The following is a 26,968-nucleotide window of genomic DNA, read 5'->3' as shown; positions in this document are numbered from 1 at the left end:
CGGATGTTACTCTCTATCCATAGCGCATAGGAAAAAGCGAAAGAAAGATGGAAAGACCACTACGTATTGGCATCATTGCCGGAGAACTGTCAGGCGATACTCTTGGCGAAGGCTTCATCAAAGCAGTTAAAGAACAATACCCAGATGCAGAATTTGTCGGTATTGGCGGCCCTAAAATGATCGCGCAAGGCTGTGAGTCACTGTTTGAAATGGAAGAGTTGGCTGTGATGGGCTTGGTTGAAGTTCTGGGTCGCTTACCAAGATTATTAAAAGTGAAAGCAGAGCTGATTAAGTATTTCACTGCAAATCCGCCGGATGTCTTTGTAGGGATCGATGCACCAGACTTTAACCTACGTGTTGAGTTAGATTTAAAAAACGCAGGAATCAAAACGGTACACTACGTGAGCCCTTCTGTTTGGGCTTGGCGTCAAAAACGTATCTTCAAGATTGAAGCGGCAACCAACCTAGTATTGGCTTTCTTACCTTTCGAAAAAGCGTTTTACGACAAATTCAATGTGCCTTGTGAATTCATTGGTCACACATTGGCAGATGCCATTCCTCTGCATTCAGACAAGGCTCCTGCACGTGAGTTACTAGGTTTAAAACATGATAAACAATGGTTAGCGGTGCTTCCGGGGAGTCGTGGCAGTGAGCTGAAAATGCTCTCTCAACCGTTTATTGAAACCTGTAAAAAACTGCATCAGAAGTTTCCAGATCTTGGCTTTGTTGTTGCGTTAGTAAATCAGAAACGTCGCGAGCAATTCGAGCAAGCGTGGAAAGAGTACGCACCAGAGTTGGATTTCAAACTGGTAGACGATACCGCTCGTAATGTGATTACGGCGTCTGATGCCGTGATGTTGGCGTCTGGTACGGTCGCGCTTGAGTGTATGTTGTTAAAACGACCAATGGTTGTAGGGTACCGTGTTAACGCGGTTACCGCCTTCCTAGCCAAGCGCCTGCTGAAAACCAAATACGTGTCGTTACCAAACATTTTGTCGGATAGCGAGTTAGTAAAAGAATACCTGCAAGAAGAGTGCACTCCAGAAAACTTATTCACTGAAGTGTCTCGCTTACTAGAGAGCGATAACCAACAGATGTTGGATAAGTTTACGGAAATGCATCACTGGATACGCAAAGACGCGGACCAACAGGCTGCAAATGCGGTTCTAAAACTGATTGAAAAATAGAGATTTACCATGGCTGTAAAACCAAAAACGACCAAAGCGAAAGTAGAGCTCCCACCGTTTGAATACCCACAAGGTTACCAATTGGTTGCGGGTGTAGATGAAGTAGGGCGTGGGCCTCTTGTCGGCGACGTTGTTACCGCTGCGGTTATCTTAGATCCAAATAACCCAATTGAGGGTTTGAACGACTCGAAAAAGCTGAGCGAGAAAAAACGTCTCGCACTTCTGCCCGAAATTAAAGAGAAAGCCTTAGCTTGGGCGGTCGGTCGCTGTTCTCCTGAAAAAATTGACGAGCTTAACATATTGCAAGCCACCATGGTTGCCATGCAACGTGCAATTGCCGGTTTGAAAGTGCAGCCAGACCTCGCACTTATCGATGGCAACCGCTGTCCGCAGTTGCCAATGGATTCCCAAGCGGTGGTGAAGGGTGATTTGCGAGTTGCGGAAATCAGCGCGGCTTCAATCATTGCAAAAGTGGTTCGTGACCAAGAAATGGAAGAATTGGACAAGCAATACCCACAGTTTGGTTTTGCAAAGCACAAAGGTTACCCAACCAAAGCGCACTTTGAAGCGATTGAAGAGCACGGCGTGATCAGTGAACATCGCAAGAGCTTCAAGCCAGTGAAGAAAGCGCTTGGTATTGAAGAATAATTAGCGGCTGCTTGGTGTTATAAGCCAGCCCTTAGGTTAGAATTCCCAACAAGATTTAGTTTTACGGTACCTGTTAATGTCAGATCCCAAGTTCATTCACCTTCGTGTCCATAGTGACTTCTCGATGGTGGATGGTATCAACAAAGTTCCACCGCTCGTTAAGAAAGTCGCCGAACTCGGCATGCCAGCAATGGCACTGACCGATTTCACCAACTTATGTGGTTTGGTGAAATATTACGGCACAGCTCACGGTAGTGGTGTTAAGCCAATCATTGGTGCAGACTTTAAAATGCAATCCGATGAGTTTGGCGAGGAACTGACACAACTGACCGTATTAGCGGTGGACAACACCGGTTATAAAAACCTAACATTGTTGATTTCCAAAGCGTATTTACGTGGTCACGTTCAACATCAGCCTGTTATCGATAAAGCATGGTTAGCGGAACTGTCAGAAGGACTTATCATTCTTTCTGGTGCGAAAAACGGTGAAATCGGTAAGGCATTGCTAAAAGGCAACCGTAAAGTTGTCGACAGCTGCGTCGAGTTTTATAACCAATACTTCCCTGACCGCTTCTATCTAGAATTGGTTCGAACCGGTCGCCCAGATGAAGAAACCTACCTTCACTTTGCGATTGAATTGGCAGAAGAGGTAGAACTGCCAGTTGTTGCAACTAACGAAGTGGTGTTCATCAGCGAAGACTTGTTTGATGCTCATGAAATCCGCGTTGCGATCCACGATGGTTACACCCTAGAGGATCCACGACGTCCAAAGAACTACAGTCCAGAGCAGTATTTGCGTACGGAAGAGGAAATGTGCGAGCTGTTTGCCGACATTCCTGAAGCGCTGGAAAACAGTGTCGAAATCGCTAAACGCTGTAATGTAACGGTTCGTCTCGGTGAATATTTCCTGCCAGCCTTCCCAACCGAAGGGATGGAAGAAACCGAATTCTTGGTGATGAAATCTCGTGAAGGCCTGGAAGAACGTCTTGAGTTCCTATTCCCAGACGAAGCCGAGCGTAAAGAGCGTCGACCAGAATACGACGATCGCCTTCAAATCGAACTCGACGTAATCAACCAAATGGGATTCCCGGGTTACTTCTTGATCGTAATGGAGTTCATCCAGTGGTCGAAGGACAATGCGATTCCAGTAGGCCCAGGTCGTGGTTCGGGTGCTGGTTCTTTGGTGGCATACGCACTGAAGATCACCGACCTTGACCCGTTGGAATATGACCTTCTTTTCGAACGTTTCTTGAACCCAGAACGTGTCTCCATGCCCGATTTCGACGTCGACTTCTGTATGGACAAACGTGACCAAGTTATTGACCACGTAGCAGAAATGTACGGTCGTGATGCGGTATCGCAGATCATCACGTTTGGTACCATGGCGGCAAAAGCGGTAATCCGCGACGTTGGCCGTGTATTGGGCCACCCATTTGGTTTCGTTGACCGTATCTCGAAACTGGTTCCGCCTGACCCAGGTATGACGCTAGAGAAAGCGTTTAAAGCTGAGCCAGCGCTACCAGAGCTTTACGACGCCGATGAAGAAGTCAAAGAGCTGATCGATAAGTGTCGTATCCTAGAGGGTTGTACACGAAATGCCGGTAAGCACGCGGGTGGTGTTGTAATTTCACCTACCACGATCACCGACTTCGCGCCGATTTATGCTGATGCGGAAGGCCACTTTCCCGTTACTCAGTTCGATAAGAACGACGTTGAAACCGCTGGCTTGGTTAAGTTTGACTTCTTGGGGCTACGTACCTTAACCATCATCGACTGGGCGCTGGGCCTGATTAACCCACGTTTAGAACGTGAGGGTAAAGAATCCGTTCAGATTGAATCGATCCCGCTGGTGGACCCGGCGTCTTTCCGACTATTACAAAACTCAGAAACTACTGCGGTATTCCAGCTGGAATCGCGTGGTATGAAAGAACTGATCAAACGTCTTCAGCCGGACTGTTTCGAAGACATCATCGCACTGGTAGCCCTTTTCCGTCCCGGTCCGCTACAGTCGGGCATGGTAGATAACTTTATCGACCGTAAACACGGGCGAGAAGCGATCTCTTATCCAGATGAAAAGTGGCAACACGAATCACTTAAAGAGATTCTGGATCCCACTTACGGCATCATCCTGTATCAAGAACAGGTAATGCAGATTGCACAGGTACTATCCGGCTACACCCTTGGTGGTGCGGACATGCTTCGTCGTGCGATGGGTAAGAAAAAGCCAGAAGAGATGGCGAAGCAGCGTGCCACCTTCGAAGAAGGCGCGATTGCTAACGGCGTCGATGGCGAGTTGGCGATGAAAATCTTCGACTTGGTAGAAAAGTTTGCAGGTTACGGTTTTAACAAATCGCACTCGGCAGCTTATGCGTTGGTTTCTTACCAAACGCTATGGCTAAAGACGCACTTCCCAGCAGAGTTCATGGCAGCGGTAATGACCGCCGATATGGACAACACGGAAAAAGTCGTTGGCCTTGTAGACGAATGTTTCCGCATGAAACTGACCGTCTTACCGCCAGACATTAACTCCGGTTTATACCGCTTTAACGTGGATGAAAACGGCGCGATTGTTTACGGTATTGGCGCAATTAAAGGTGTGGGTGAAGGCCCAATTGATGCGATTTTAGAAGCGCGGAATAAAGGCGGTCACTTCATTGATCTGTTTGACTTCTGTGCGCGCATCGATCTGAAAAAGGTCAACAAACGCGTTATCGAAAAACTGATTTACGCGGGCGCACTTGACCGACTTGGTCCACATCGTGCGGCGTTGATGGCATCGTTGAATGACGCGGTCAAAGCGGCCAGCCAACATCACCAAGCTGAAGCATTTGGTCAGACTGATATGTTCGGCGTATTGACCGATGCTCCGGAAGAAGTGGAACACAAATACACCCAAGTTCCGGCGTGGCCAGAGAAAGTATGGTTAGAGGGTGAGCGTGAGACGCTAGGTTTGTATTTGACAGGCCACCCAGTAAACGCATACATAAAGGAACTAAATAAGTACGTTAGTTGTCGACTAAAAGATGCGACACCAACTCGACGTGATCAATCTGTGACCGTTGCGGGCTTGGTTATTGCAGCTCGTGTGATGACAACGAAGCGCGGAACACGCATCGGTTTGATGACTTTGGATGACAGAAGTGGTCGAATGGAAGTGATGTTGTTCTCGGATGCGCTCGATAGATATGCAGAACTTCTCGAAAAAGACAAAATTTTGGTCGTTTCTGGACAGGTCAGCTTTGATGACTTCAATGGTGGCCTTAAAATGTCGGCGCGTGAGGTCATGGATCTTGGTAGTGCACGTGAAAAATATGCACGTGGTTTGTCAGTATCCATCGATGCGAGCCAAATTAACGATAAATTCTTTGAGCAATTTACGCGTATTTTAGAACCGTACAAAGCCGGAACCGTACCTGTCAATGTATACTACCAGCGTGCCGACGCCAGAGCGCGGTTAACATTGGGCACCGAATGGCGAGTAACGCCAAGTGATACATTGCTAGACGATTTAAAACAGTTACTTGGCAAAGGCCAGGTAGAACTCGAATTTAACTAAAAATTCAGCGCAATATGTTAGACGCTGAGTCAAAAAGGATTCATAGATGAGCCTAAACTTTCTTGAATTTGAAAAGCCGATTGCAGAACTAGAAGCGAAAATTGAAGCGCTACGTGACGTATCTCGTCACGGTGGTGATTCTGCAGTTGACCTTGATAAAGAAATCGAACAGCTTGAGAAAAAGAGCCTAGAACTTAAGAAGAAAACCTTCAGCAACCTAGGCGCATGGGAAACAGCTCAACTGGCTCGTCACCCTTTACGTCCATACACATTGGATTACATCCAGCACGCGTTTGAAGAGTTTGACGAATTGGCGGGTGACCGTGCGTTCGCAGACGACCAAGCTATTGTTGGTGGTATCGCACGTCTTGAAGGCCGTCCAGTGATGATCATTGGTCACCAAAAAGGTCGTGAAACCAAAGAGAAAGTGAAGCGTAACTTTGGTATGCCTAAACCAGAAGGTTACCGTAAAGCACTGCGTCTGATGGAAATGGCTGAGCGTTTCAACATGCCTATCATCACTTTCATCGACACAGCTGGCGCATACCCAGGTGTTGGCGCGGAAGAGCGCGGTCAATCTGAAGCAATCGCAAAAAACCTAAAAGTGATGTCTGGTCTTAAAGTACCAGTAATCTGTAACGTGGTGGGCGAAGGTGGTTCAGGCGGTGCACTTGCTATTGGTGTAGGCGACTACGTGAACATGCTTCAGTACTCAACGTACTCAGTAATCTCTCCAGAAGGTTGTGCTTCAATCCTATGGCGTGATTCAGACAAAGCACCTCAAGCAGCAGACGCAATGGGTCTAACTGCTCCTCGTCTAAAAGAGCTTGAGCTTATCGACGAAATCATCGAAGAGCCATTAGGTGGTGCACATCGTGACCACGTTCAAATGGCGGCGAATATGAAAGCAAATCTGCTTCGTCAGCTAGAAGACCTAGAACAGCTGGATCACGAAACGCTACTTGAGCGCCGTTACCAGCGTCTAATGAACTACGGTTACTGCTAAATTACGGTCACTGTTAAGCGCTAGCTGATCTCTCTTGAGATAACAGATAAAATAGAAAGGGTTGGGCATGTGTCCAGCCCTTTTTTTGTTTCTACCGGATTGCTTATGGAATCGCTTTACTCAAATTTTGCTCAAGTTCTCGACCGCTATCATCAACCAAACACTAAGATCGTTTTGGCGTTCAGTGGTGGGGTGGATTCGCGTCTGTTGCTTGAGCTGTTGAGTCGTTACCAACAAGCGCGTTCAGCAGACGGTAGCTCTGCAGATTCCCAACTAATAAACTGTCATGCTGTGTATGTTCATCATGGGTTGAGTGTGAATGCTGATGACTGGGCACAAAAGTGCAAGCAATGGGCACAGCAAGCTGGGCTCTCATGTTCCGTTGAACACGTGAACCTAGATATTAACAGTGGTGAAAGCATTGAGCTTTTAGCTCGTGAAGCGCGCTATCAAGCTCTGGCGAAGCACATCGCAGTCGGTGACTTACTGCTGACCGGTCAACATGCCGATGATCAGCTCGAAACTTTCTTATTGGCACTAAAACGTGGCAGTGGACCGAAAGGGTTGTCGTCGATGGCAGAGAGCATGCGGTTTGCTAGTGGGACATTAGTACGCCCATTACTTTCGGTTAAACGATCGCAGATTGAACAGGCCGCGGATTACTTTGGCTTAGAGTGGGTTGAAGACGAAAGTAACCAAGACACGCGATATGATCGTAACTTCCTCCGTCATCGCATTGTGCCTGAGCTATCTGAACGTTGGCCGAGCATCCACCAAGCGGTGCAACGCAGTGCGACTTTGTGTGCCCAGCAAGAGACCTTGCTAGATGAGTTGCTCGAAGCGGCATTCAATCAGGCGATGCAGCCGGATTTGAGTTTGAGTATTGACGTTTTAACGGCACACAGTGAGTTGGCGCGCGCACGTTTGATTCGGATGTGGCTGGCAAAACTCAATGCCAATATGCCGTCTCAAGTGCAGTTGAACCTGATTTGGGATGAAGTGGCGCGGGCTCAACAGGACGCCAACCCAAAATTGAAGATCAAGCGAGGTGAAGTGCGCCGCTTTCAACATCGACTCTACTGGGTCACTGAAACTTCAGATGTGACCTCGTGGCAAGCCGAGTGCCCTTTGAATACGCCTCTAAAGCTTCCTGAGCCGTTAGGGGAGCTTGAGTTGAGTACCAAGTCATGTGAGCTAAGTATTACACTACCTGCGCACCCAGAGCGACTTAGAATTACATTTAACCCTGAAGGCTTGTCTGCACACCCGACGACTCGTCACCACAGTCGTAAGCTGAAAAAACTCTTTCAGGAATACAATGTGCCGAGCTGGCAACGTCGTCAAATTCCAATTCTAATGTATGAAGATAAAGTGGTTGCCGTCGCTGGCCTGTTCGTTGATCAAGCCTTTAGTGGTCAAGACTGTGAACTGATCTGGCGCAAGATGTTGTAATTCATGCAACAATATCGGTTATAAAACAAAAATATCTTTAAATAATAATCGATTAGGTGAAGCAATGAAGAAAATAATTATGGGCGCAGGAATCGCGCTAGCCATGTTAAGTGGGCAGGCAATGGCGGCAGGCGATGTGGCTGCTGGCCAAGCAAAAGCTGGCGTTTGTGCTGCTTGTCATGGACCAGATGGAATTGCTGTGATTCCTGGCTACCCAAACTTAAAAGGTCAAAATGAGCAGTACATTGCTAGCTCAATTAAGGCATACAAAGCAGGCCAGCGCACTGGTGGTTTAGCCGCGGTGATGCAAGCACAAGCAAGTTTGCTGTCTGATGAAGACATTGCTAACTTAGCGGCATACTATGCGAGCTTGAAGTAAGCGTTAGCCTTAAATTAACGCTCACTAAAACACATACCAAGCCAGACTTATGCTCTGGCTTTTTCATTGGTGGCATGATTGAGAATGGCGACTTTGTTACATTCGCCCGCAAATAAATCCCACCAGTGTCAGGATTTTCAGGTGCTTGGTCACAACAAGGATTGAATGTTGTGAGGCGCTAACCGATAATATGCGCAAACGATTGAAGCTTAAGGGATGAACATGAAAAAGATTGAAGCGATTATCAAGCCATTCAAATTGGATGATGTTCGAGAAGCATTGGCTGAAGTAGGCATTACAGGGATGACCGTCTCTGAAGTGAAAGGCTTTGGTCGTCAGAAAGGTCACACAGAATTGTACCGCGGTGCAGAGTACATGGTGGATTTCCTTCCTAAAGTGAAGCTAGAAATCGTAGTGACGGAAGACGTTGCAGACAAGTGTGTAGAAACCATCATCGAAACGGCGCAAACCGGTAAGATTGGTGACGGTAAGATCTTCGTAACAGACGTCGAACGCGTAGTGCGTATCCGTACTGGTGAAGAAGACGAAGATGCGATCTAATCTGTTATCCATATAGATATAAGATTTCACTACAGCATGTGGTGAAAATTTGAGTAAGCTAAGAGGGAGCCGACTGGGGCTCCTTTTTTATTATGCGCATTTTATGCGTGCCATTTTTGTATTTAGGTAAGCCTATGTATCCGCGTTTAGCTTTTGCGTTAGTTTTTCTTATTATTACTGCGGTGGTGAGCTTTCAGGTGATTTTTACCGTGCCAGAGCAACCACAAATTATTACTCAAACAGGGACGAACATTAAGCAAGATATCCGCTGCATGGAGTTTGATAAGCCGCAAGTACTAGATAAGGATGGCGAGCTAAATGTCTTAGTGTGGAACATTTACAAACAAAACCGAGACAACTGGAAGCAAGCGTTGGATACATTCTCCGTTAATAAACAGTTGCTCTTGTTACAAGAAGCAAGCTTAACGGACGACTTCAAAAGCTGGCTGGTGGAAGGGCATTGGGTCAGTAATCAAGTCAGTGCGTTTAAAGCATTAGGAAGTGGTGCTGGTGTGATCAGCATTGCGCAAAAAGAGCCCATTCTCGCTTGTGCGTACACATCGAAAGAACCGTGGTTGCGCTTGCCGAAATCGGCACTGTATAGCAAATACAGGCTCAGCAACGGTGAAACCTTAGCGGTGGTGAACATTCACGCGATCAACTTTACCGTTGGTACCGAGGAATACACTTCGCAATTGTCTGTGTTAGAAAGGGTATTGAAAGAGCACAAAGGCCCGATTTTGTTTGCGGGGGATTTCAATAGTTGGAGTGAAGAGCGCGTGATGGCAATGAAGAAAGCACTCCAAAAAGCCAATCTACAAGAAGCAAAGTTCAGCCAAGACAATCGAACTCAGTTCATTACAGGCTTGCCGCTTGATCATGTGTTTTATCGCGGGTTAACCCTCAAAAACGCGAAAGCGCCGCAGAGCGACGCTTCCGATCATAATCCACTGTTGGTGTCGTTTACGTTAAGCGACTAACGGATTACCTTGGTCCATTAAGCGATAACGATGTACAACGCCCAAATTACGTAAAACGCAATCCAAGGCAGGCTCGCAATCACAAGAGCCTGTCCGCGTTCGAACTCTGTCCAAGTCAAAACTACACCATAGCCAAGCACGATGTACCATGGCAATAGCAATGGTAATGAGCTTACAAAGTGTGACCAATCACTGGTCAAAGGTAACTTTAGCAACCCGTTTAGGCTATTCAAATCGGCAGCGTAAGTCATCACCTGACCATGCTTCAGCAATAAGCTCGCGTAGCTTGCAATATCGCCCAACACGGCTGGGAATAAAATCGCACTCGCAGCAGCGAACCATTTCCAGTAACCGTATTGCTGTTTACTTGCTTTGGTTGCAAGAAAGAACCACAACGCTAATAGCAGCAGTGTTGCAAAACGATTGAATACGTCATTGATGATCGCACTTGCCATCAGCGTGTTTGGCTCCAGCAACTCGATTTGCTTTGGATCGATCTGTTGGAACTGAGCGGTCAGTTGATCACTTAACCAAGTAAAATCCACATTCGAGAAGTAGGCGCCCCAGAATAGGAATGGGCTGAGCATCAAAATGATGAACGGCTGCCACCCCCAACCTCCGCGCTGATACAGCGCTAAGAAGCAAGATGTTGGCGATCGGAAGATATCCAACAACATGACAAGCGGGTTACTCGACGGGTTCATACACTTACCTTAGTTACATCAACATACAACTTAAGCTTCTGACCTGGTTTCAGATACTTCTGCTTTTGAAGAGAATTCCATTTCACGATGTCGTTACCCTTCACCTTAAACTTGGTTGCAATACCACTGATGGTGTCGCCAGAACGTACGTTGTAGAACACGGTACGAATCACTGCGCCTTTATCAGAGTTCTTCCAAATCACCAGTTTTTGGCCAACGCGCAAGGTGTCTTTTGGTCCCATGCCGTTCCATTTTGCCAAAGACTTATGAGAAACCTTGTTCTCTTTTGCGATTGACCACAAGCTCTCGCCTGATTGCACAACGTGAGTCAGTTTGAATTGACCACGAGATTGAGATTGCGTTTTGTTCAGGCGATTTTCAGCAGTTAAGGCGTACTTTGTATCGTCTTTTGTCGACGTTGGAATCATTAGGTACTGACCAACGCGGATATTGTTGTTCGATAGGCCGTTAGCACGTTGGATAACTTTCGTTGTCGTACCGTACTTCTGAGCCAATACGCTGAGCGAGTCACCAGACTTCACTTTATAGCGTGCGACCTTCATGCCTTTACCACGGTTCTTCTTCACTTGAGCAAGGAACTGATCCTTTTTCTCGATAGGAATAAGAAGTTGGTGTGGGCCGTCAGGTGCAGTAGACCATTGGTTATATGCTGGGTTGTAACCTTGCAGCTCCTTAACACCAATTCCGGCGTAGTCTGCCGCAATTGCTAGGTCTAGTTGTTCTTTTGGATCAACCTGAGTCAGAACTGGCTTGTTCGGGATCGGCGGAATGTCGATGCCGTACTTATCTTGGTTCGCAATGATGTCCGCTAGTGCAAGCAGTTTAGGAACGTAACTGCTGGTCTCTTTTGGAAGATCCAAAGAGAAGAAGTCCGTTGGTTTGCCTAGCTTTTTGTTCTTACGAATTGCGCTCGATACACGGCCACCACCACTGTTGTAAGCCGCAATCGCTTGATCCCAGTTGCCGTCAAAACGCTTGCTTTGCTGCTCTAGGTAATCCAGTGCTGCATCGGTAGAAGCATAAACATCACGGCGACCGTCGTACCAGTAGTTCTGATCTAGACCCATCATTTTGCCGGTGCCAGGAACGAACTGCCACAAACCTGCTGCACTGCCGTGCGAGTAGGCAAAAGCATCAAATGAGCTTTCTACGATCGGTAGTAGTGCCAATTCCATCGGAAGGCCACGTTCTTCGATACGGGTGGTAATCATGTACAAAAACGGCTGTGCACGTTCAGATACTGTGCGCAGGTGGTTAGGATGCTTTAAATACCAAGTGCGGTAGTAAGCCACTTTCTTGTTGTCAGGAATGTCCATTTCAAGTTGCATGCCGATACGTCGCCACACATCGTCTTGTTCCTGAGGGGAAAGGGCTTTTGGCGTCTCTTTAGCAGGTTTCTTTGCTATCGATTGCTTTTTCTCGGAGTCAGCCTGAGCTGTTTTTTGCTTAACAGCTTGTTCTGACTTATTGGTTTCTGGTGTTGGAGTGCTTGCAGAATCTGACTGTGTCAATTGACAGCCAGATAATAGTAACGCCAACGCCCAACTGTACTTCAAACGCATGGTTTCAGCCTATTTAGGGCCTGTTTATCTTCTCCTGCCTGTCGCGCAACAAAGTGCGTGGCAGTCGCAAGATAATAGACATCTTGTAACACTAACTAAGGGTAGAGGCGGTTTTGCCGCTACTTTATGCGTTTGGGTGAAATACAAACAGATTTATATCAGCCCCAAACGCAATAGAAGCGCCAGAGGCGCTTCTATGAAAATCAGCTCACGATAATACTTGCGTCTAGCAAAGTTACAAGCAGAAAATGGTTAAAATTCGTTCTTCCACTCACGTAAAGCTGTAAAAACCGAGCATGGGTCGCTATTTTGGATACGGTTTGTTACAGATTTTATGACCTCTGCGTTCGTTGCACGCAGGAATGGGTTAATTAACTTCTCTTTGCGTAACGTCGTAGGAAGGGTAGGAATATTTAATCCGCGTAGACGGTTTACATCATCACGGTATTGACGCAAATGTTCATTGTCCGGCTCAACCGCCAGTGCAAATGCTACATTACTTGCCGTGTATTCATGTGCGCAGAACACTTCTGTCTCTTCCGGCAGTTTCATTATTTTGCTTAGTGACTCAAACATCTGCTCTGGTGTGCCTTCAAAGATTCGGCCACAACCCGCCGAGAACAACACGTCACCACAGAACAACTTACCGTCACCAACATAGCCAATGTGACCTAATGTGTGGCCAGGCAGCCCCAGTACCATGAAGATTTCGCCAAACAGTTCTAGCTTGTCGCCTTCTTCCATTGCGTTGGTTAAGGTTGGAATTGGCTCTGCTTTCGGACCAACCACTGCAACATGAGGAAACGCATGAACTAAATCTGGAACGCCACCAATGTGATCGTTGTGGTGGTGTGTAATTAAGATCGCTTCTAAAGTTAACTCGTTAGCCTGCAAATATTCCAACACTGGCTTAGCATCGCCCGGATCAACCACGGCGCATCGCTTATCGCTATTTTGAATCAGCCAGATGTAATTATCATTAAATGCGGGTATGCTTTTGATCTCTAACACGTTCGTTCTCCGTCACCCTTTTAAGTCAGGTGGTTAATGAAACCAGCACTCAGCAACAAAACTTTACAGCACCCGTCGACCTGGTCAGAAATGAATAACGGCCCGTGGGTACTTGAGTCAATCCAAACCCGACTCGACGAGTGGTGTCCGAAATTGTTCGGTTACCACATGCTTAAATTGGGCGGGTTGAGCTGTGAGCTAACCAGCTGTAGTTGTAACATTCAACACCAAGTCAACGTAGATATCCAGAACCCGTTGCATAATGTCATTGCAGATGGTTACGAATTACCCTTTTTAGAGAAAAGCTTTGATGTTGCGGTCCTCGCCCATCAGCTTGACTATGCAAGTGATCCCCATCGATTGCTGCGAGAAGTCGATCGCGTCATGATGGACGACGGTTATCTTATTATTACGGGATTCAACCCCACCAGTTTCACTGGACTTGCGAGTTTGTTGCCTTGGCGCAGAAATAATTTGCCTTGGAGTGGACGAATGTTCACAGCGAACCGGATTAAAGACTGGTTAGGGGTATTGAACTATCAGGTGATTCATTGCGAACGTTATGCTCTGTTTCCGATGACACGTTACAAAACCATGTGGACATGGTTGGAAAACAGCTTGGGGGATTGGGCATCGCCGGCGGGGAGTTTGTATTACATCGTCGCTCGTAAGCGAACTTACCCTCTCAAACCTATCAAGCCACATTGGCGCTTGAAGAGAAAGTTAACACCACTGGGCGTGATGAACAGAGAGGGCAGTGCGGTAGAAAAGGTATCAAGCAGTAAAAACTAAGACGCTTGGTAACCGGTATCTTCTTCGGTTGGGTTTTCTGCGGCTGTGCGTGCTAATTCATCACACATTTCGTTTTCACGATGACCCGCGTGGCCTTTGACCCAGCGCCAATCCACTTGGTGGCGAGCAGTCTCTTTATCCAATGCCTGCCATAAATCGGCATTTTTCACAGGTTTTTTATCTGACGTTTTCCAACCGCGTTTCTTCCAGTTGTGGATCCATTGCGTAATGCCTTGGCGCACGTACTGACTATCGGTAGTCAACGTCACTTGGCACGGCTCTTTTAGCGTTTGTAACGCCACAACAGCGGCCAACATTTCCATACGGTTGTTTGTGGTGAGCGTGTAGCCTTTGGCGAGGGTCTTTTCTGTTTGCTTATAACGCAAGACAATGCCGTAACCGCCAGGGCCTGGATTTCCTAAACAAGATCCGTCTGTGAAAATCTCAACGTGTTTGGTCATATTTTTGGTACTATTAGCCGAAACATTTAATAAAGCATAGTCTGACACACATAACCTTATGAATACCAGCAGCAATTCTGAACATAATCGTATTGTCGTTCTCGATACCGAAACCACGGGTATGAACCTAGAAGGTGGTCCTCACTACATGGGTCACCGCATCATCGAAATTGGTGCCGTGGAGATCATCAACCGTAAGCTGACTGGTCGTCACTTTCACGTTTACCTAAAACCTGACCGTGAAATCCAACCAGACGCGATTGAAGTCCACGGTATTACCGATGACTTCTTGGTCGACAAGCCAGATTACTCAGCCGTACACCAAGAGTTTCTCGACTTTATCAAAGGTGCCGAGCTGGTTGCCCACAACGCGCCCTTCGATACCGGCTTCATGGATTATGAGTTTGAAATGCTCAATCCAAGCATTGGTAAGACGGATGACTACTGTAAGGTGACCGATACCCTTGCCATGGCGAAGAAAATCTTCCCGGGCAAGCGAAACAACCTCGACGTCTTGTGTGAACGTTACGGCATTGATAACTCACACCGTACTCTCCACGGGGCATTACTCGATGCGGAGATTCTAGCTGACGTTTACCTCCTAATGACGGGTGGTCAAACGAGTCTAGAATTCAACGCCAACAAAAAAGACGGCGAAGCGGAAGGCATTCGTCGTGTTGAAGGAAGAAAAGCGCTAAAGGTTTTGCGTGCAACTGCCGATGAAGTAGAAGCACACCAGAAAAGACTCGAACTGGTGAACGACAGTATTTGGCAGTAAATAGGAGAGACTATGTTGAGGGCTTTGTCAGTCGCTATTTTAGCGTTCTGGAGTTGTTTCGCGTTTGCTGCGAGCGAGTCCGCCATGTCTTTGTTAGATAACCGCTTTCGTGTCGATCCCACCATCGAACAGATTACTTTTTTGGTTTATCGTGAACAGAGCTCTCAGCCCGTCGTCCTTGTCCGCCCCGATGGTAAAAAATATTACGCTTGGGGCACCTACGACAACGTTCGTTGGTATCAAGAATCTTCCCTCGACATCATCTCGATAGATAAACCCATGCCGGGTCCTTGGCAGGCCGTCGGCAAAGTTACCCCGAAAAATAACATCCGTCTGATTTCGCACCTCAAGCTCAGCACCGATGTGTTTCCAAACCGCCTTTACAATAGCGAAGCTCTAAAATTTACCGCACGTTTGACCTCAGACGATAAGCCGCTTGTACTGCGTGATTTCCTAGACCGGGTAAACCTGCGTGTGACTTTTACTAAGTTTGTTGAGAACGAAGACGAACTGATCAAAGAAGCGCGCCCTGTACCAATGGTGATTGGCGAATTTGCCGATGATGGCCGAGATCTTGATGAAAAAGCAGGCGATGGTGTATTTACCGTTCAACTGCCGATTGATGTCGAACCGGGTAAATACCGCGCGCGCATTACTTCTGGCAACGGCGTGTTCCTGCGAGCACAAGAGCAAGTGGTACTGGTATACCCATCTCCAATCTCACGTACTTTCATTCAATCTCGTCATGCAGACCAACCTCATCAGCTGGTGGTCAGTGGTGAGCAAGGCATGATCACGCCCGGAACCATTGCCGTAAACGTCGAGCAAGAAGCACCAGACGGCTTTATCAGTTACAGCCAAGGTCAGGTATCGGCTGATGGTTCTAAAACCACATTGAAGATGGATAACGATCCTGAACTTGGCAAATATTCATGGCACGGTGAAGTCTTTGCTACCGACTTGTCTACCAAGCGCTCATTGGTGTTCCCAATTAAAGAGCAGACGTTCAGTGTGGTCGACGAAGTGGATCTAGAAGCCGCACGTCTTGCTAAAGAAGCAGAGCTTGCCGAGCAACGCCGCATCGAAATGGAAAAACGCATCATCGCCGAGCGCGAAGCCGAACGTAAGCGTAGCATGATCATCATCGCCATCGGCAACGTGATTGCACTGATATTGGTGATTCTATTCTGGATCATCTGGAGCAAGCTCAAGGCCAAGCGTCAAGCCATGCCAGAGATGCAGTTGGAAGTGCCTAAGAAGTAGAGCGCAAGAATTTATATATAGAACGGAGCCGATTGGCTCCGTTTTTGATTTCTACGTTCTACAAATTGAAGGTTAGAGGTTTTAGGAGCTTGTATTTTTTGTTTAACGGAGTTGGAAGCAGATCTACAAATGTCCTTCTCAGTAAGTTATAGTGCGCCCCGATGTCAGTTCTAATGTGACCTCCTTTGAATAGCTGGTTGTAACAGCTAAGCTAATTTTGAATTGTGTGTAAACTTAGAATAAGACGTTCAGTTTTTAACGGTACCATGTCCGAGGTCAATCATTATGAGAATCAAAGATGCAGCGCGGCTTTTTAGTAGCAGCTATTTGAAAGATCTTGCGCAAGGAGAGCGTGCATTTTTATATAATGTTTATAAAAACTTAGAACTAGACGACTCATCAATAAATACGATTAAAGATCTGTATGAAGCCGTTTACAAGAAGCTCAATCACTCATATAGGCACGAGTACTATTATAAAAATACAATAGTTAACAAGCAGCTTTTAGGGCGGCACTCTCCTCAAACCACTGTAATGCTGTCGGAATTCAGAGTTGGACGCAATGTGGCAGATTGTGTGATGCTAAATGGTGTATCAACATGCTATGAGATTAAAACTGAATATGACTCGTTGGATAGATTGGCAGAACAACTAAGTTCTTACTGTAGTCTTTTTGACAGAGTTTTTGTTGTCTGTGATGAAAAACATCTGTTAAAAGTGATAGAGACCACGCCAATTGAAGTCGGAGTCATTCTCCTTACTCGTAAAAACACACTTTCAGTAAAGCGGAAAGCTTCTGATCTTTCGAAGCAAAAAGTCGATAAAGACTTGCTTATCAAGTCTCTTCGAATGGAAGAGTATAAACATTTGGTAAAACTAATCGAAGGTGATGTTCCAAACGTCAGCAATATTAAGATGTTTTCCGCATGCTCGAAGATTATTTCTCAAACACCATCATCAACCTTAAGAAGAAACTTTAGGACTGTATTGAAGCAGTTTAGGATAAATGATGCTGCGTTTCTCAATTCACTTCCGATGTCCTTGAAAAATGTGGGTGTTAGCTATAGCTTATCCAACAAGATGCAGATCAAGCTTATTGATGCTCTTGATCACAAATTGTGTAAGGATATGGAATGTACTACCCAATTCTCAGAGGAAAACAATTTGAGCTTATTGCGCTCAGAGAGTTAGTGACGGTGTTGGACAAAACAGAGTTTTGTCCAATTATCGAACCAGTGCGCCAAAAAATGGACTCTTTGGGTAAAACCATTGCTCATTTGAATAAAGAGAATCTAGAACCGATAGTTGTTGTTAACCCATATCTTGGGGATTTTTCTGATGTTGATGGGAGAGTCAGTATAGAAGGTGCCTTGAGATCAACTTGCGATGAAATAAAGTTCATTCCTTGCTTTTCGACGAAAGGGTTAACGACTAGCGAACTTGCCCGATTAATCTCCGACACATCTTCCTCATTCGCTGTGTATGTCGAGGAGGGATTAAACAAAGATACAGTTTCCCTTCTTTCTGATGCATCTTTAGTAATTTCAAATAAATACCATAGAGCGGCATTTAGAAACTTATCTAGAGTTGTCATAGTTGAAGATAACTTCACTAGAGCGACTAAAAACTCGGAGTATCCCGACAAGTCATATTTTTCGGATCGCCACACAGATTACAAGGAAGGGGAAAACGTTGTTGGTTTTGGTGATTACACCATTACTGGCAATGGTTTTTTAGAAGTAGGAGGACCTGCATATGTTGTAGCTATCCATCTGTCTTACATTGATCCCGAAGAGTTTGGTGCAATGTATATACGGCACTTTAAATCTTACGATGATAAATCTCCGACTAGGCCTGGCGATAAATTTGGTGATGCGCTAGATAAACTAATTTTCTTTGCTGATAAGAATCCAGAGCTGTTTGACGATACATTAGGACTCCGTGGTTTTAGAGGGCTTAAAGCAGAGGACCACTTTCCTGGTTTGGGACAAGTTAAAAAGCTCTCAATTCAACATCATATAGAAACACTTTCAAAGTATAGAGGGTAGCTATGCCATCCTGCTGTATTAATTGTTTTCATGATAATGAACTTAAGAAGTTTATTATCAGTAAGAACCAGTTTGGGCGTTGCTCATATTGTAGTTCTAGAGACACATCTATATGCTCCCCGAACTTGTTAGAAGAGAAATTTGAATTTCTAATGATGGTATTGGAGGAAGACCCTAACGGAGAGGAAGCAAGTGATGTTATTGATAGATTGTTTTCTTTATTTAGCCATAAAGTTAGATGTAAAGGCTCTCTCTTAAAAGATATTAACTCTAGCGACTCTTATAAATTAAGATACTCGGTAAGAATATCTACCGATCATTATAAGACTGGTTGGGAAGAGTTATGTAGTGAGTTAAAACATACAAATAGATTCTTTCTTAAAAATGATATATATGACCACTTATTTAGCCTTAAGAATGAGAGAGCATCGTCAAGACTATTCACTATATTAGAACAATTAGAGCAAAGGGTTATACCCGAGGATAACTTATATCGAGCAAGGATAAGTGATGAGGTTCTGACGTCAAAAAATATGGGGGCACCCCCACCAGAACTAGCAACCTCTGGTAGAGCCAACCCTAAGGGGATATCCTATGTTTATCTTGCAGATAATATTGATACATGCATATCGGAAGTTAGGCCATATAAAGGAAGTAATATTTATGTATCTTTATTTAATCTCCAAAGTGAGATGACTTTAATTGATTTGACGGAGCCCAGAAAAAAATTTTCTATAGTTCCATTTTCTGATAGTGAGTATGATGAAGTATTATCAATTATAGAATTGTTAGAATCATTTTCTTCACAACTTTCAATTCCAATTAAGCCTCACCTTTCAGAATTGGATTATATCCCGACTCAATTTCTTTGTGAGTACTTTAAGTCGCTAGGTACTTACGATGGAATAATATTTAATAGCTCGTTTGGGAAAGGTAAAAATTATGTGTTTTTTAATGAAAACAATTTTCTAATATCTGAACCTACAAGCTATCAGTTAGAAGACATTAACTTTAGTTATTCTTAATTTATTTATTTAAGCGGAGACCAAGGTCTGGTTTGGGAAGTGTTTGACTGTATAAAATGGCTGAGTCGTGACAACAATGAGTTGGCAAAAAACTACCTAAAGAAACTCGCAGACAAGATCTAGGTTAATTGCCTCAAGAAGCTAGGTGACTAGGAGGTCTCTGATGAAGTACAAAAAACGTCGGACGTACAAATACAACCTTCATTCCGAAGAACAGATTGAAACCGGTATCACCCTCGCGCAGCCTTTCGATAGTCCGTTTCTGAGTCTATCTAAGCAAGGTTTGCTGACGATTAAGAAAGGTTACTCATGGGATGGGGCGAGTGGCCCAGCGATTGATACCAAGAACATCCTCAAAGCGTCTTTGGTGCATGATGCGTTGTATCAGCTCATGAGGGAGGAAGTATTACCGCAAAGCAGTCGAGAGCAAGCGGATAGGCTTCTGCGTCAAATATGTCTTGAACATGGCATGTCGAATTTTAGAGCGACGTACATCTATTACGGAGTCCGAGTGTTTGGCGGATGTTTTTCTAAACCGGATCTTTTATCTGCCTAGTTAAGCTCTCTTGGTGAGTAGATTCTGAATCATGTTCGTTCCTCACTGTTCAGAGTGACGGAGATCTAGGAACACTGTGCGTGTAGTCACTTGATAACTCAAAGTAAACCGTCATTCTAGCGAGCTTCAGCGAGACTAAGAATCTATTGTCAGCGCGCTGGGGCGTTTGTTTCTTGAACCTCTACAGAATGATTGGCAAGCAGGCCTCAGTCCGTGTTCTCAATCGTTTCGCTGTTCCTTTTAGTATCTATGCTAAACTCTCGCCATCAGCTATATGAATGACTTCTCATTTGTTTACCTGAGGGCAGCAATTGGGCTGCTGTATTCTTATTAAAGGCACAAAAATGAGCAAATTAACTTCAGCTGAACGTAAAGCGCGTGACAACGAACGTTTCTCCCAACGCGTGAGTGAGCGTCGTGAAAAAGGTGAAGATGTCGTTGCGTACGCATTGGCAAACAAAAAAGCGGTGAAGTTCTTAACTAAGTCAGAGAAGAAAGCTTTGAACGAACGCAAAGCGACGCTTCAAGAAGAACTTAAGCTGAAAGAGCAGGAAGAACTGCGCAGAATTGAACAGTCGTTTATTGTTGAAGAAGATAACGAGCAATAAACGCTTCTTTGTGATTGCCGTGTTGTGCGAAGCAGAGATTCAACAAAAAAACGGGAGCCGAGGCTCCCGTTTTGCTTTCTTATTTATCGTTTAAGTCATCATTCGCTTAAGCGACGTTTTCCATCTGAGGGTAAAGCGGCTTTGCGGCCAATAGCTCTGGCTCAAAATCGTCTACGTTGATGGTGTCTAGGCGATGCTGTTCCGCTTCTCTTAGCAGATCTGCTTCTTCCTGAGTAATTACGCCTTGTTCTAGACCTTCTTGAGCAATCACATCCAAACGCATGAATGGACGGCGTTTGCCTTGCGCTTTACATATTTTGTCGAACACAGGCTCAGCTTGAAGAATCACAGACAGTGCCAACTCAATCTTACCTGCAGCGTTGTGTTCCGTTGGTTCTAGGTACTGACCACGACCAATACGTGAACGTGTTGCACTTGGCGTTTGTAGAATACGCGCCACTTTACTGTCTAGCTTATCACTTGGTGCTTTGCGCACTCGGCCAAATGGCATGATCAATACACGCAGTGCACGACCAATCACTTTGTTCGGGAAGTTTGCTAGGAACTCATCAATGGCAGCTTCGCTTTGTTTTAAGCTGTCTTGCAAGCCCCAATGTACCAATGGCAAGTCTTCAACAGGGCGGCCATCCTGCTCGAAGCGTTTCAATGTTGCAGAGCTCAAGTATAGCTGACTTAAAATGTCACCAAGACGCGCAGACAGACGCTCTTTACGCTTCAACGAACCACCTAGTACTGCCATCGAGATATCCGATAGAAGAGCAAGGTTTGCGCTGTAACGGTTCAATTGTTGGTAGTAACGCTTGGTTGCGTCTTTGGTTGGTGACGTTGAACCTAGACCATCACTTAGACCAAACCAGATGCTGCGAATTAGGTTACTCATGGTAAAGCTCACGTGACCCGCTAGTGCTTTGTCAAACTTCTCAACGGCGTCACCAGCCTCCGAGTATGCGGCATTCATCTCTTCAAGAACGTAAGGGTGACAACGAATCGCGCCCTGACCGAAGATGATCATTGAACGAGTCAGGATGTTCGCACCCTCTACGGTTACCGCGATTGGCGCGCCTTGGTAACCACGTGCTAGGAAGTTAGAAGGACCCATACAGATGCCTTTACCACCTACGATATCCATCGCGTCGATGATGCTTTGTTGGCCACGATGCGTACAGTGGTACTTCACGATAGCCGAGATAACAGAAGGTTTTTCACCTAGGTCGATACCTGCCACGGTTAGGTTGCTGGCTGCATCCATCACGTAAGCGTTACCACCTAGACGTGCTAAAGGCTCTTCTACGCCTTCCATGTGACCGATAGGCTGTTTGAACTGACGACGAATGCGCGAGTAAGCACCTGTCGCCATCGCTGCAGTTTTGATGCCGCCCGTTGAGTTAGAAGGTAGCGTGATACCACGACCAACTGATAGACACTCAACCAGCATACGCCAGCCTTGACCTGCCATTTTTTCACCGCCGATGATGAAGTCCATCGGTACGAAGATGTCTTTACCGCGAGTCGGACCATTTTGGAATGGTACGTTAAGTGGGAAATGACGGTTACCAATCTCAACACCTTTAAGGTTTGTTGGGATTAGAGCACAAGTGATACCAAGATCCTCTTGATCACCAAGCAGACCTTCAGGGTCACGCAGTTTAAAGGCTAGGCCAAGTACCGTCGCGACAGGTGCCAGTGTTATGTAACGTTTATTCCAAGTTAGGCGCATGCCTAAGACTTCTTCGCCTTCCCACTCACCTTTACATACCACACCGAAATCTGGAATAGAGCCAGCATCGGAACCTGCTTCTGGGCTAGTCAGTGCAAAACATGGGATCTCTTTACCTTCAGCCAAGCGAGGTAAGTAATGATTTTTCTGCTCTTCTGTACCGTAGTGTTGCAGGAGTTCACCAGGACCTAATGAGTTCGGTACGCCAACGGTAGAAGACAGCACGCCAGAAACGCCAGTCAGTTTTTGCAGTACCAAAGATTGCGCGTATGCAGAGAATTCCAGACCACCGTATTTCTTTTTGATGATCATGGCGAAGAACTTGTTGTCTTTTAGGTATTGCCATACTTCTGGTGGCAAATCTGCAAGCTCGTGAGTGACTTGGTAGTCGTTCACCATGGCACACACTTCGTTAACTGGGCCATCTAGGAATGCACGCTCTTCTTTGCTCAGCTTAGGCGCTTTGATTGCGTGAAGCTTTTCCCATTCAGGTTTGCCTTTGAATAGCTCCGCTTCCCACCAGACCGTACCAGCGTCCAATGCTTCTTTCTCGGTCTGAGACATAGCAGGTAGGACTTTCTTAAACATCACGAGCGCTTTGCGGCTGATCAGTGATTGGCGAATGCCCGACACGGCGAATACCGCAACGGCAAGTACATAAAGTGCCCAGCCAATAACACCAACTGAGCCTGCGATCGTCAGTGCTAGCATGGCAGCAGTTAGCAGACTGACGGATTTCACGAGAGACATTCTGTGGTAGAGCGTTATGCCTAACACAACTGTCATCGCTACGATTGAGAGCAAGATGTCCATATGTTTTTTCCTTTTCAGACTTTATTAATGTTGTACGTCTGTATTTTGGTAAGAGGTCTAACCAGTGCTCATAAGTGTAATCAAAATATTAATAAAATGTAAAACCCAAGATTGGGTAAAAAGTGATCTATGTAGAGTTAAAATTCTAAAGTTGGGAGTTGAGTGATGATTTCGTAAGCAAGTTAACAAGTTTATTACCGCGATGAATCCAAATCTGTTGGTTCACTATCGACACTAATTCTCGTTTGTGGGTAAACTCAGAGTAATGAAATGTCCGGTGCGAGATTCGCATCAGAACAATTTGCCAAGCGAGAGCCTCAACCTCACTGCTGTGGCCGAAATAATAAAGAGAACGTCTTATGTACCAAGATCTGATTAGAAGTGAATTAAACGAAGCTGCTGAAGTTCTGAATAAGTTTTTAAGTGATGACCACAACATCGTGCAAATCGAAGCGGCAGCAAAAATGATTGCTGACTCATTCAAGCAAGATGGTAAAGTGTTGTCATGCGGTAACGGTGGTTCTCATTGTGACTCTATGCACTTTGCAGAAGAGCTAACAGGTCGTTACCGTGAAAACCGTCCGGGTTACGCTGGTATTGCTATTTCAGATCCAAGCCACCTATCTTGTGTGAGTAACGATTTTGGCTACGACTTCGTATTCTCTCGTTACGTTGAAGCAGTGGGCCGCAAAGGTGATGTTCTGTTTGGTTTGTCGACGTCAGGCAACTCAGGCAACATCCTAAAAGCGATTGAAGCCGCGCAAGCGAAAGGCATGAAGACAATCGCGCTGACCGGTAAAGATGGCGGCAAAATGGCTGGCCTAGCGGACATCGAGATTCGCGTACCACACTTTGGTTACGCAGACCGCATTCAGGAAGTACACATTAAGATTATTCACATCATCATTCAGTTGATTGAAAAAGAGATGGAATAAGCTTTTCAGCTTGGCCTCGTTTGGGCTTAGTGGTGTTTTAAGGTAAGGAGTTCGTTTAACCATGTGTGAATTGCTCGGCATGAGCGCAAATGTTCCAACCGATATTTGTTTCAGTTTTACTGGATTGATGCAGCGCGGTGGTCGCACTGGACCGCATCGTGATGGCTGGGGAATTACTTTCTATGAAGGAAAGGGTTTCCGAACATTCAAAGATCCAAACCCTAGTTGTGATTCTCAGATCGCTGAGTTGGTGCAGAACTACCCGATAAAAAGTCGTGCGGTGGTTAGCCACATTCGCCAAGCAAACCGAGGCGGAGTGAATTTAGAGAACACGCACCCATTTACGCGTGAGCTGTGGGGACGCTACTGGACTTTTGCACACAATGGTCAGCTGACTGACTACCAAGATTTGTATACGGGTCGTCACCGTCCGGTGGGAGAAACCGACAGCGAAATGGCTTTCTGTTGGCTGCTCAAACAGATGGAAGATAAATACCCTGAGCCACCTCAGGATATGGAGTCGGTCTTTACTTATGTTGCTCAGTGTTGCGATAAGTTGAGAGACAAGGGCGTGTTTAACATGCTGCTCAGTGACGGTGAGTTTGTGATGACTTACTGTACCAACCATCTGTATTGGATTACGCGTCGCGCACCATTTGGCAAAGCGGCCCTATTGGATGAAGATGTCGAAATCAACTTCCAAGAAGAGACCACGCCAAATGATGTGGTTTCTGTGATTGCGACTCAGCCATTAACGGGCAATGAGGCATGGCAACGAATGAAACCGGGTGAGTTTGGTTTATTCCATGTCGGAGAATTGGTGTTGAATAATGCCAAGGCTCTGGAGGATGTCCCCTTTGCAGCGCCGAAGCCGGGTAACCAAGCACCGACAGAACCGTTGGAGTGATGGTTTTCTCGCAGTAAAACATTTGAATAAAACAAAAGGCAGCCTGATGGCTGCCTTTTTACGTTTGGTGTTTGGAATTAAGAGTTACTCGGCGGCGTAGCCGTGAGCTCCTAGCTCAAAACCATCGAGATACGCTTTGCCCTCGGTCATCGACAATCGCCCTTCGACTAACCACTTAGTCACCATTGGGTAGATGTTGTGCTCTTGAGTCTGCACACGTGCGGCGAGTGCGTCGGCATCATCGTCTTCAAATACCGGTACTTTAGCTTGCAGCACAACAGGGCCGCCGTCTAACTCTTCTGTGACAAAGTGTACGCTGGTGCCGTGTTCTTTATCGCCAGCATCAATAGCGCGCTGGTGGGTGTGTAGCCCCGGATACTTAGGCAAAAGGGAAGGGTGGATGTTGATCATTTTACCCAGGTAGTGGGAAACAAACGCGCCACTGAGAATACGCATGTAACCTGCAAGTACAATCACATCCGGTTGGTATTCATCGATTTGTTTCATCAGTTCAGCATCAAAGTCTTCACGGGATTCGAATGCTTTTGGATCGACAAAATGCCCATTCACATCAAACTGTTTTGCGCGCTCTAAACCATAAGCGTCAGCTTTATTGGAGAACACCGCTGCGACTTGTGCATTTGGCATACTGTCTTCGCAAGCTTCCAAGATGGCTTGAAGGTTACTGCCGTTACCCGAAATGAGGACCACTATGTTTTTCATGATGTTGAGGCTGCCTTGCTATTGTAGGTTTGAAGTGCATATCCGCTAAATTACCTACTATTAGAATGGTTTTCGATGTTCCAGATAGCAGAATGAGGACATCGCGTCCTCATTCATATCGTTATGTAGCGCAACTCACAAGTTATTGGATTTCAACTTGCTCTTCATTGGCTTCTGCTTGAGCGATTTCACCAATCACCCATGCGTTTTCGCCTTCTTCTTTAAGAAGAGCAACCGCAGCGTCTGCTTGGTCTTTTGGAAGTGCAACGACTAGACCCACACCACAGTTGAACGTACGGTACATTTCGTGTGTCTCAACGTTGCCTTTCTCTTGTAACCATTTGAAGATGATTGGCCATTCCCAGCTACTACCATCGATAACGGCTTTTGTGCCTTCAGGTAGTACGCGTGGGATGTTTTCCCAGAAACCACCACCCGTGATGTGAGAAATCGCGTGGATGTCGTGCTTCTCAATCATCTTAAGTGCTGATTTGATGTAAATCTTAGTTGGTTCTAGTAGGTGCTCACCGATAGTACGACCTGTTAGCTCTTCGTTTTTATCTGCGCCAGAAACTTCTAGGATCTTACGGATAAGAGAGTAACCGTTTGAGTGTGGACCGCTTGAGCCAACAGCAATTAATGCGTCACCTGCTGCCACTTTCGTGCCGTCAATCACGTCTTCTTTTTCTACTACGCCAACACAGAATCCAGCAACGTCGTAGTCTTCGCCTTCGTACATGCCCGGCATCTCAGCAGTTTCACCACCGATTAGTGCACAGCCTGCTTGAACACAGCCATCAGCAATACCAGAAACCACGTCTGCCGCGGTATCTACGTCTAGCTTGCCTGTTGCGTAGTAATCTAGGAAGAATAGGGGCTCAGCACCTTGAACGATTAGGTCGTTTACACACATTGCCACTAGGTCAACGCCGATAGTGTCGTGCTTGTTCATATCCAGCGCTAGGCGAAGTTTTGTACCTACACCGTCAGTACCAGAAACTAGTACAGGTTGTTTGTATTTTGTCGGCAATTCACACAATGCGCCAAAACCGCCGATACCACCCATCACTTCAGGGCGACGAGTACGCTTAACCGCACCTTTAATACGATCTACAAGCGCGTTGCCTGCATCAATATCTACACCAGCGTCTTTATAGCTAAGAGAAGAGTTGTTACCACTCACAGGGAAGTCCTCGGTTTTTAAGTTGGATATGAAAACGGCGCTATTCTACCAGTGGTTAAATACAGATAGCA

25 protein-coding genes are annotated in these 26,968 nt (G+C 45.9%); 18 read left to right on the top strand and 7 right to left on the bottom strand.

Annotated elements, in window-relative coordinates; genetic code table 11:
• Window positions 1-47 precede the first annotated feature (47 nt).
• From lpxB to BCT11_RS26815, 8 genes are all read left to right on the top strand, one after another.
• Window positions 48-1,187 (top strand): lipid-A-disaccharide synthase, encoded by a 1,140-nt coding sequence (gene lpxB, locus BCT11_RS26850; RefSeq protein WP_038864715.1) that lies wholly within the window; start codon window positions 48-50, stop codon window positions 1,185-1,187.
• Window positions 1,188-1,196: 9 nt separating this feature from the next.
• Window positions 1,197-1,835, top strand: coding sequence for a ribonuclease HII (gene rnhB / locus BCT11_RS26845; protein WP_102389864.1), 639 nt, complete (start codon window positions 1,197-1,199; stop codon window positions 1,833-1,835).
• A 76-nt stretch (window positions 1,836-1,911) separates the two neighbouring features.
• On the top strand, window positions 1,912-5,391 hold the full coding sequence (gene dnaE, locus BCT11_RS26840) for a DNA polymerase III subunit alpha (RefSeq protein ID WP_102389862.1): 3,480 nt from the start codon (window positions 1,912-1,914) through the stop codon (window positions 5,389-5,391).
• A gap of 46 nt (window positions 5,392-5,437) precedes the next feature.
• The gene (accA, locus tag BCT11_RS26835) at window positions 5,438-6,397 is read left to right on the top strand and encodes an acetyl-CoA carboxylase carboxyl transferase subunit alpha (protein WP_038864720.1); all 960 of its coding nucleotides are present in this window, start codon (window positions 5,438-5,440) and stop codon (window positions 6,395-6,397) included.
• Window positions 6,398-6,502: 105 nt separating this feature from the next.
• Window positions 6,503-7,849 carry a tRNA lysidine(34) synthetase TilS gene (tilS, locus tag BCT11_RS26830; protein ID WP_102389860.1) on the top strand — a complete coding sequence of 449 codons (1,347 nt, stop codon included), beginning with the start codon at window positions 6,503-6,505 and terminating at the stop codon, window positions 7,847-7,849.
• Window positions 7,850-7,913: 64 nt separating this feature from the next.
• Window positions 7,914-8,228, top strand: a complete 315-nt coding sequence (locus tag BCT11_RS26825; RefSeq protein WP_038879163.1) for a cytochrome c — start codon at window positions 7,914-7,916, stop codon at window positions 8,226-8,228.
• A gap of 222 nt (window positions 8,229-8,450) precedes the next feature.
• Entirely contained in the window at window positions 8,451-8,789 is a 339-nt protein-coding gene (gene glnB, locus BCT11_RS26820) for a nitrogen regulatory protein P-II (protein ID WP_005436810.1), read from the top strand.
• Between the two features lie 134 nt (window positions 8,790-8,923).
• The gene (locus BCT11_RS26815) at window positions 8,924-9,769 is read left to right on the top strand and encodes an endonuclease/exonuclease/phosphatase family protein (protein ID WP_045405593.1); all 846 of its coding nucleotides are present in this window, start codon (window positions 8,924-8,926) and stop codon (window positions 9,767-9,769) included.
• Between the two features lie 17 nt (window positions 9,770-9,786).
• Here the strand turns inward: BCT11_RS26815 and BCT11_RS26810 are convergent, their stop codons facing one another.
• The 3 genes from BCT11_RS26810 to gloB form a co-directional block, all read right to left on the bottom strand.
• Window positions 9,787-10,473 (bottom strand): YIP1 family protein, encoded by a 687-nt coding sequence (locus tag BCT11_RS26810; RefSeq protein WP_102389858.1) that lies wholly within the window; start codon window positions 10,471-10,473, stop codon window positions 9,787-9,789.
• Complete coding sequence (locus BCT11_RS26805) at window positions 10,470-12,056, bottom strand: LysM peptidoglycan-binding domain-containing protein (RefSeq protein ID WP_038864730.1); 1,587 nt, start codon at window positions 12,054-12,056, stop codon at window positions 10,470-10,472. Before BCT11_RS26805 ends, BCT11_RS26810 begins: the two co-directional genes overlap by 4 nt.
• A 252-nt stretch (window positions 12,057-12,308) precedes the next feature.
• Window positions 12,309-13,067 (bottom strand): hydroxyacylglutathione hydrolase, encoded by a 759-nt coding sequence (gene gloB / locus BCT11_RS26800; protein WP_038864732.1) that lies wholly within the window; start codon window positions 13,065-13,067, stop codon window positions 12,309-12,311.
• Window positions 13,068-13,103: 36 nt separating this feature from the next.
• Here gloB and BCT11_RS26795 point away from each other — a divergent pair, with 36 nt between their 5' ends.
• Complete coding sequence (locus BCT11_RS26795) at window positions 13,104-13,859, top strand: class I SAM-dependent methyltransferase (protein ID WP_102389857.1); 756 nt, start codon at window positions 13,104-13,106, stop codon at window positions 13,857-13,859.
• Here the strand turns inward: BCT11_RS26795 and rnhA are convergent.
• On the bottom strand, window positions 13,856-14,320 hold the full coding sequence (gene rnhA / locus BCT11_RS26790) for a ribonuclease HI (RefSeq protein WP_038864736.1): 465 nt from the start codon (window positions 14,318-14,320) through the stop codon (window positions 13,856-13,858). The genes BCT11_RS26795 and rnhA overlap by 4 nt on opposite strands.
• 58 nt (window positions 14,321-14,378) lie before the next feature.
• On the opposite strand from rnhA, the gene dnaQ reads away from it, so the two are divergent.
• From dnaQ to BCT11_RS26755, 7 genes are all read left to right on the top strand, one after another.
• Window positions 14,379-15,098, top strand: a complete 720-nt coding sequence (gene dnaQ, locus BCT11_RS26785; protein ID WP_039976975.1) for a DNA polymerase III subunit epsilon — start codon at window positions 14,379-14,381, stop codon at window positions 15,096-15,098.
• Between the two features lie 12 nt (window positions 15,099-15,110).
• Window positions 15,111-16,361, top strand: a complete 1,251-nt coding sequence (locus tag BCT11_RS26780) for a TIGR03503 family protein (protein WP_038879171.1) — start codon at window positions 15,111-15,113, stop codon at window positions 16,359-16,361.
• Window positions 16,362-16,646: 285 nt separating this feature from the next.
• Window positions 16,647-17,552 carry a sce7726 family protein gene (locus BCT11_RS26775; protein WP_102389855.1) on the top strand — a complete coding sequence of 302 codons (906 nt, stop codon included), beginning with the start codon at window positions 16,647-16,649 and terminating at the stop codon, window positions 17,550-17,552.
• Window positions 17,495-18,409 carry a sce7725 family protein gene (locus BCT11_RS26770; protein WP_102389832.1) on the top strand — a complete coding sequence of 305 codons (915 nt, stop codon included), beginning with the start codon at window positions 17,495-17,497 and terminating at the stop codon, window positions 18,407-18,409. Before BCT11_RS26775 ends, BCT11_RS26770 begins: the two co-directional genes overlap by 58 nt.
• 152 nt (window positions 18,410-18,561) lie before the next feature.
• Window positions 18,562-19,434: an RES family NAD+ phosphorylase gene (locus BCT11_RS26765; RefSeq protein WP_241909061.1), complete on the top strand. Its 873-nt coding sequence runs from the start codon at window positions 18,562-18,564 to the stop codon at window positions 19,432-19,434.
• A gap of 163 nt (window positions 19,435-19,597) precedes the next feature.
• A complete protein-coding gene (locus BCT11_RS26760) occupies window positions 19,598-19,990 on the top strand; it encodes a DUF1353 domain-containing protein (protein WP_102389829.1) in 393 nt (130 codons plus the stop codon).
• Window positions 19,991-20,334: 344 nt separating this feature from the next.
• A complete protein-coding gene (locus BCT11_RS26755; RefSeq protein WP_005436833.1) occupies window positions 20,335-20,598 on the top strand; it encodes a hypothetical protein in 264 nt (87 codons plus the stop codon).
• A 106-nt stretch (window positions 20,599-20,704) separates the two neighbouring features.
• On the opposite strand, the gene fadE is transcribed toward BCT11_RS26755, so the two are convergent.
• Entirely contained in the window at window positions 20,705-23,149 is a 2,445-nt protein-coding gene (gene fadE, locus BCT11_RS26750) for an acyl-CoA dehydrogenase FadE (RefSeq protein ID WP_102389827.1), read from the bottom strand.
• Between the two features lie 359 nt (window positions 23,150-23,508).
• On the opposite strand from fadE, the gene lpcA reads away from it, so the two are divergent.
• A complete protein-coding gene (gene lpcA / locus BCT11_RS26745) occupies window positions 23,509-24,084 on the top strand; it encodes a D-sedoheptulose 7-phosphate isomerase (protein ID WP_102389825.1) in 576 nt (191 codons plus the stop codon).
• A gap of 61 nt (window positions 24,085-24,145) precedes the next feature.
• Window positions 24,146-24,991, top strand: coding sequence for a class II glutamine amidotransferase (locus BCT11_RS26740; RefSeq protein WP_038864746.1), 846 nt, complete (start codon window positions 24,146-24,148; stop codon window positions 24,989-24,991).
• 84 nt (window positions 24,992-25,075) lie between these two features.
• Here the strand turns inward: BCT11_RS26740 and purN are convergent, their stop codons facing one another.
• Window positions 25,076-25,714: a phosphoribosylglycinamide formyltransferase gene (gene purN, locus BCT11_RS26735; RefSeq protein ID WP_102389823.1), complete on the bottom strand. Its 639-nt coding sequence runs from the start codon at window positions 25,712-25,714 to the stop codon at window positions 25,076-25,078.
• A gap of 142 nt (window positions 25,715-25,856) precedes the next feature.
• Window positions 25,857-26,897: a phosphoribosylformylglycinamidine cyclo-ligase gene (gene purM / locus BCT11_RS26730; RefSeq protein ID WP_102389822.1), complete on the bottom strand. Its 1,041-nt coding sequence runs from the start codon at window positions 26,895-26,897 to the stop codon at window positions 25,857-25,859.
• Between the last annotated feature and the right edge of the window lie 71 nt (window positions 26,898-26,968).

Origin of the sequence: Vibrio sp. 10N.222.52.B12, from assembly GCF_002875385.1 — a bacterium.
In the GTDB taxonomy this organism is placed as follows: Bacteria; Pseudomonadota; Gammaproteobacteria; order Enterobacterales; family Vibrionaceae; genus Vibrio; species Vibrio jasicida.
This window is presented reverse-complemented; position numbering and strand designations above follow the sequence as displayed.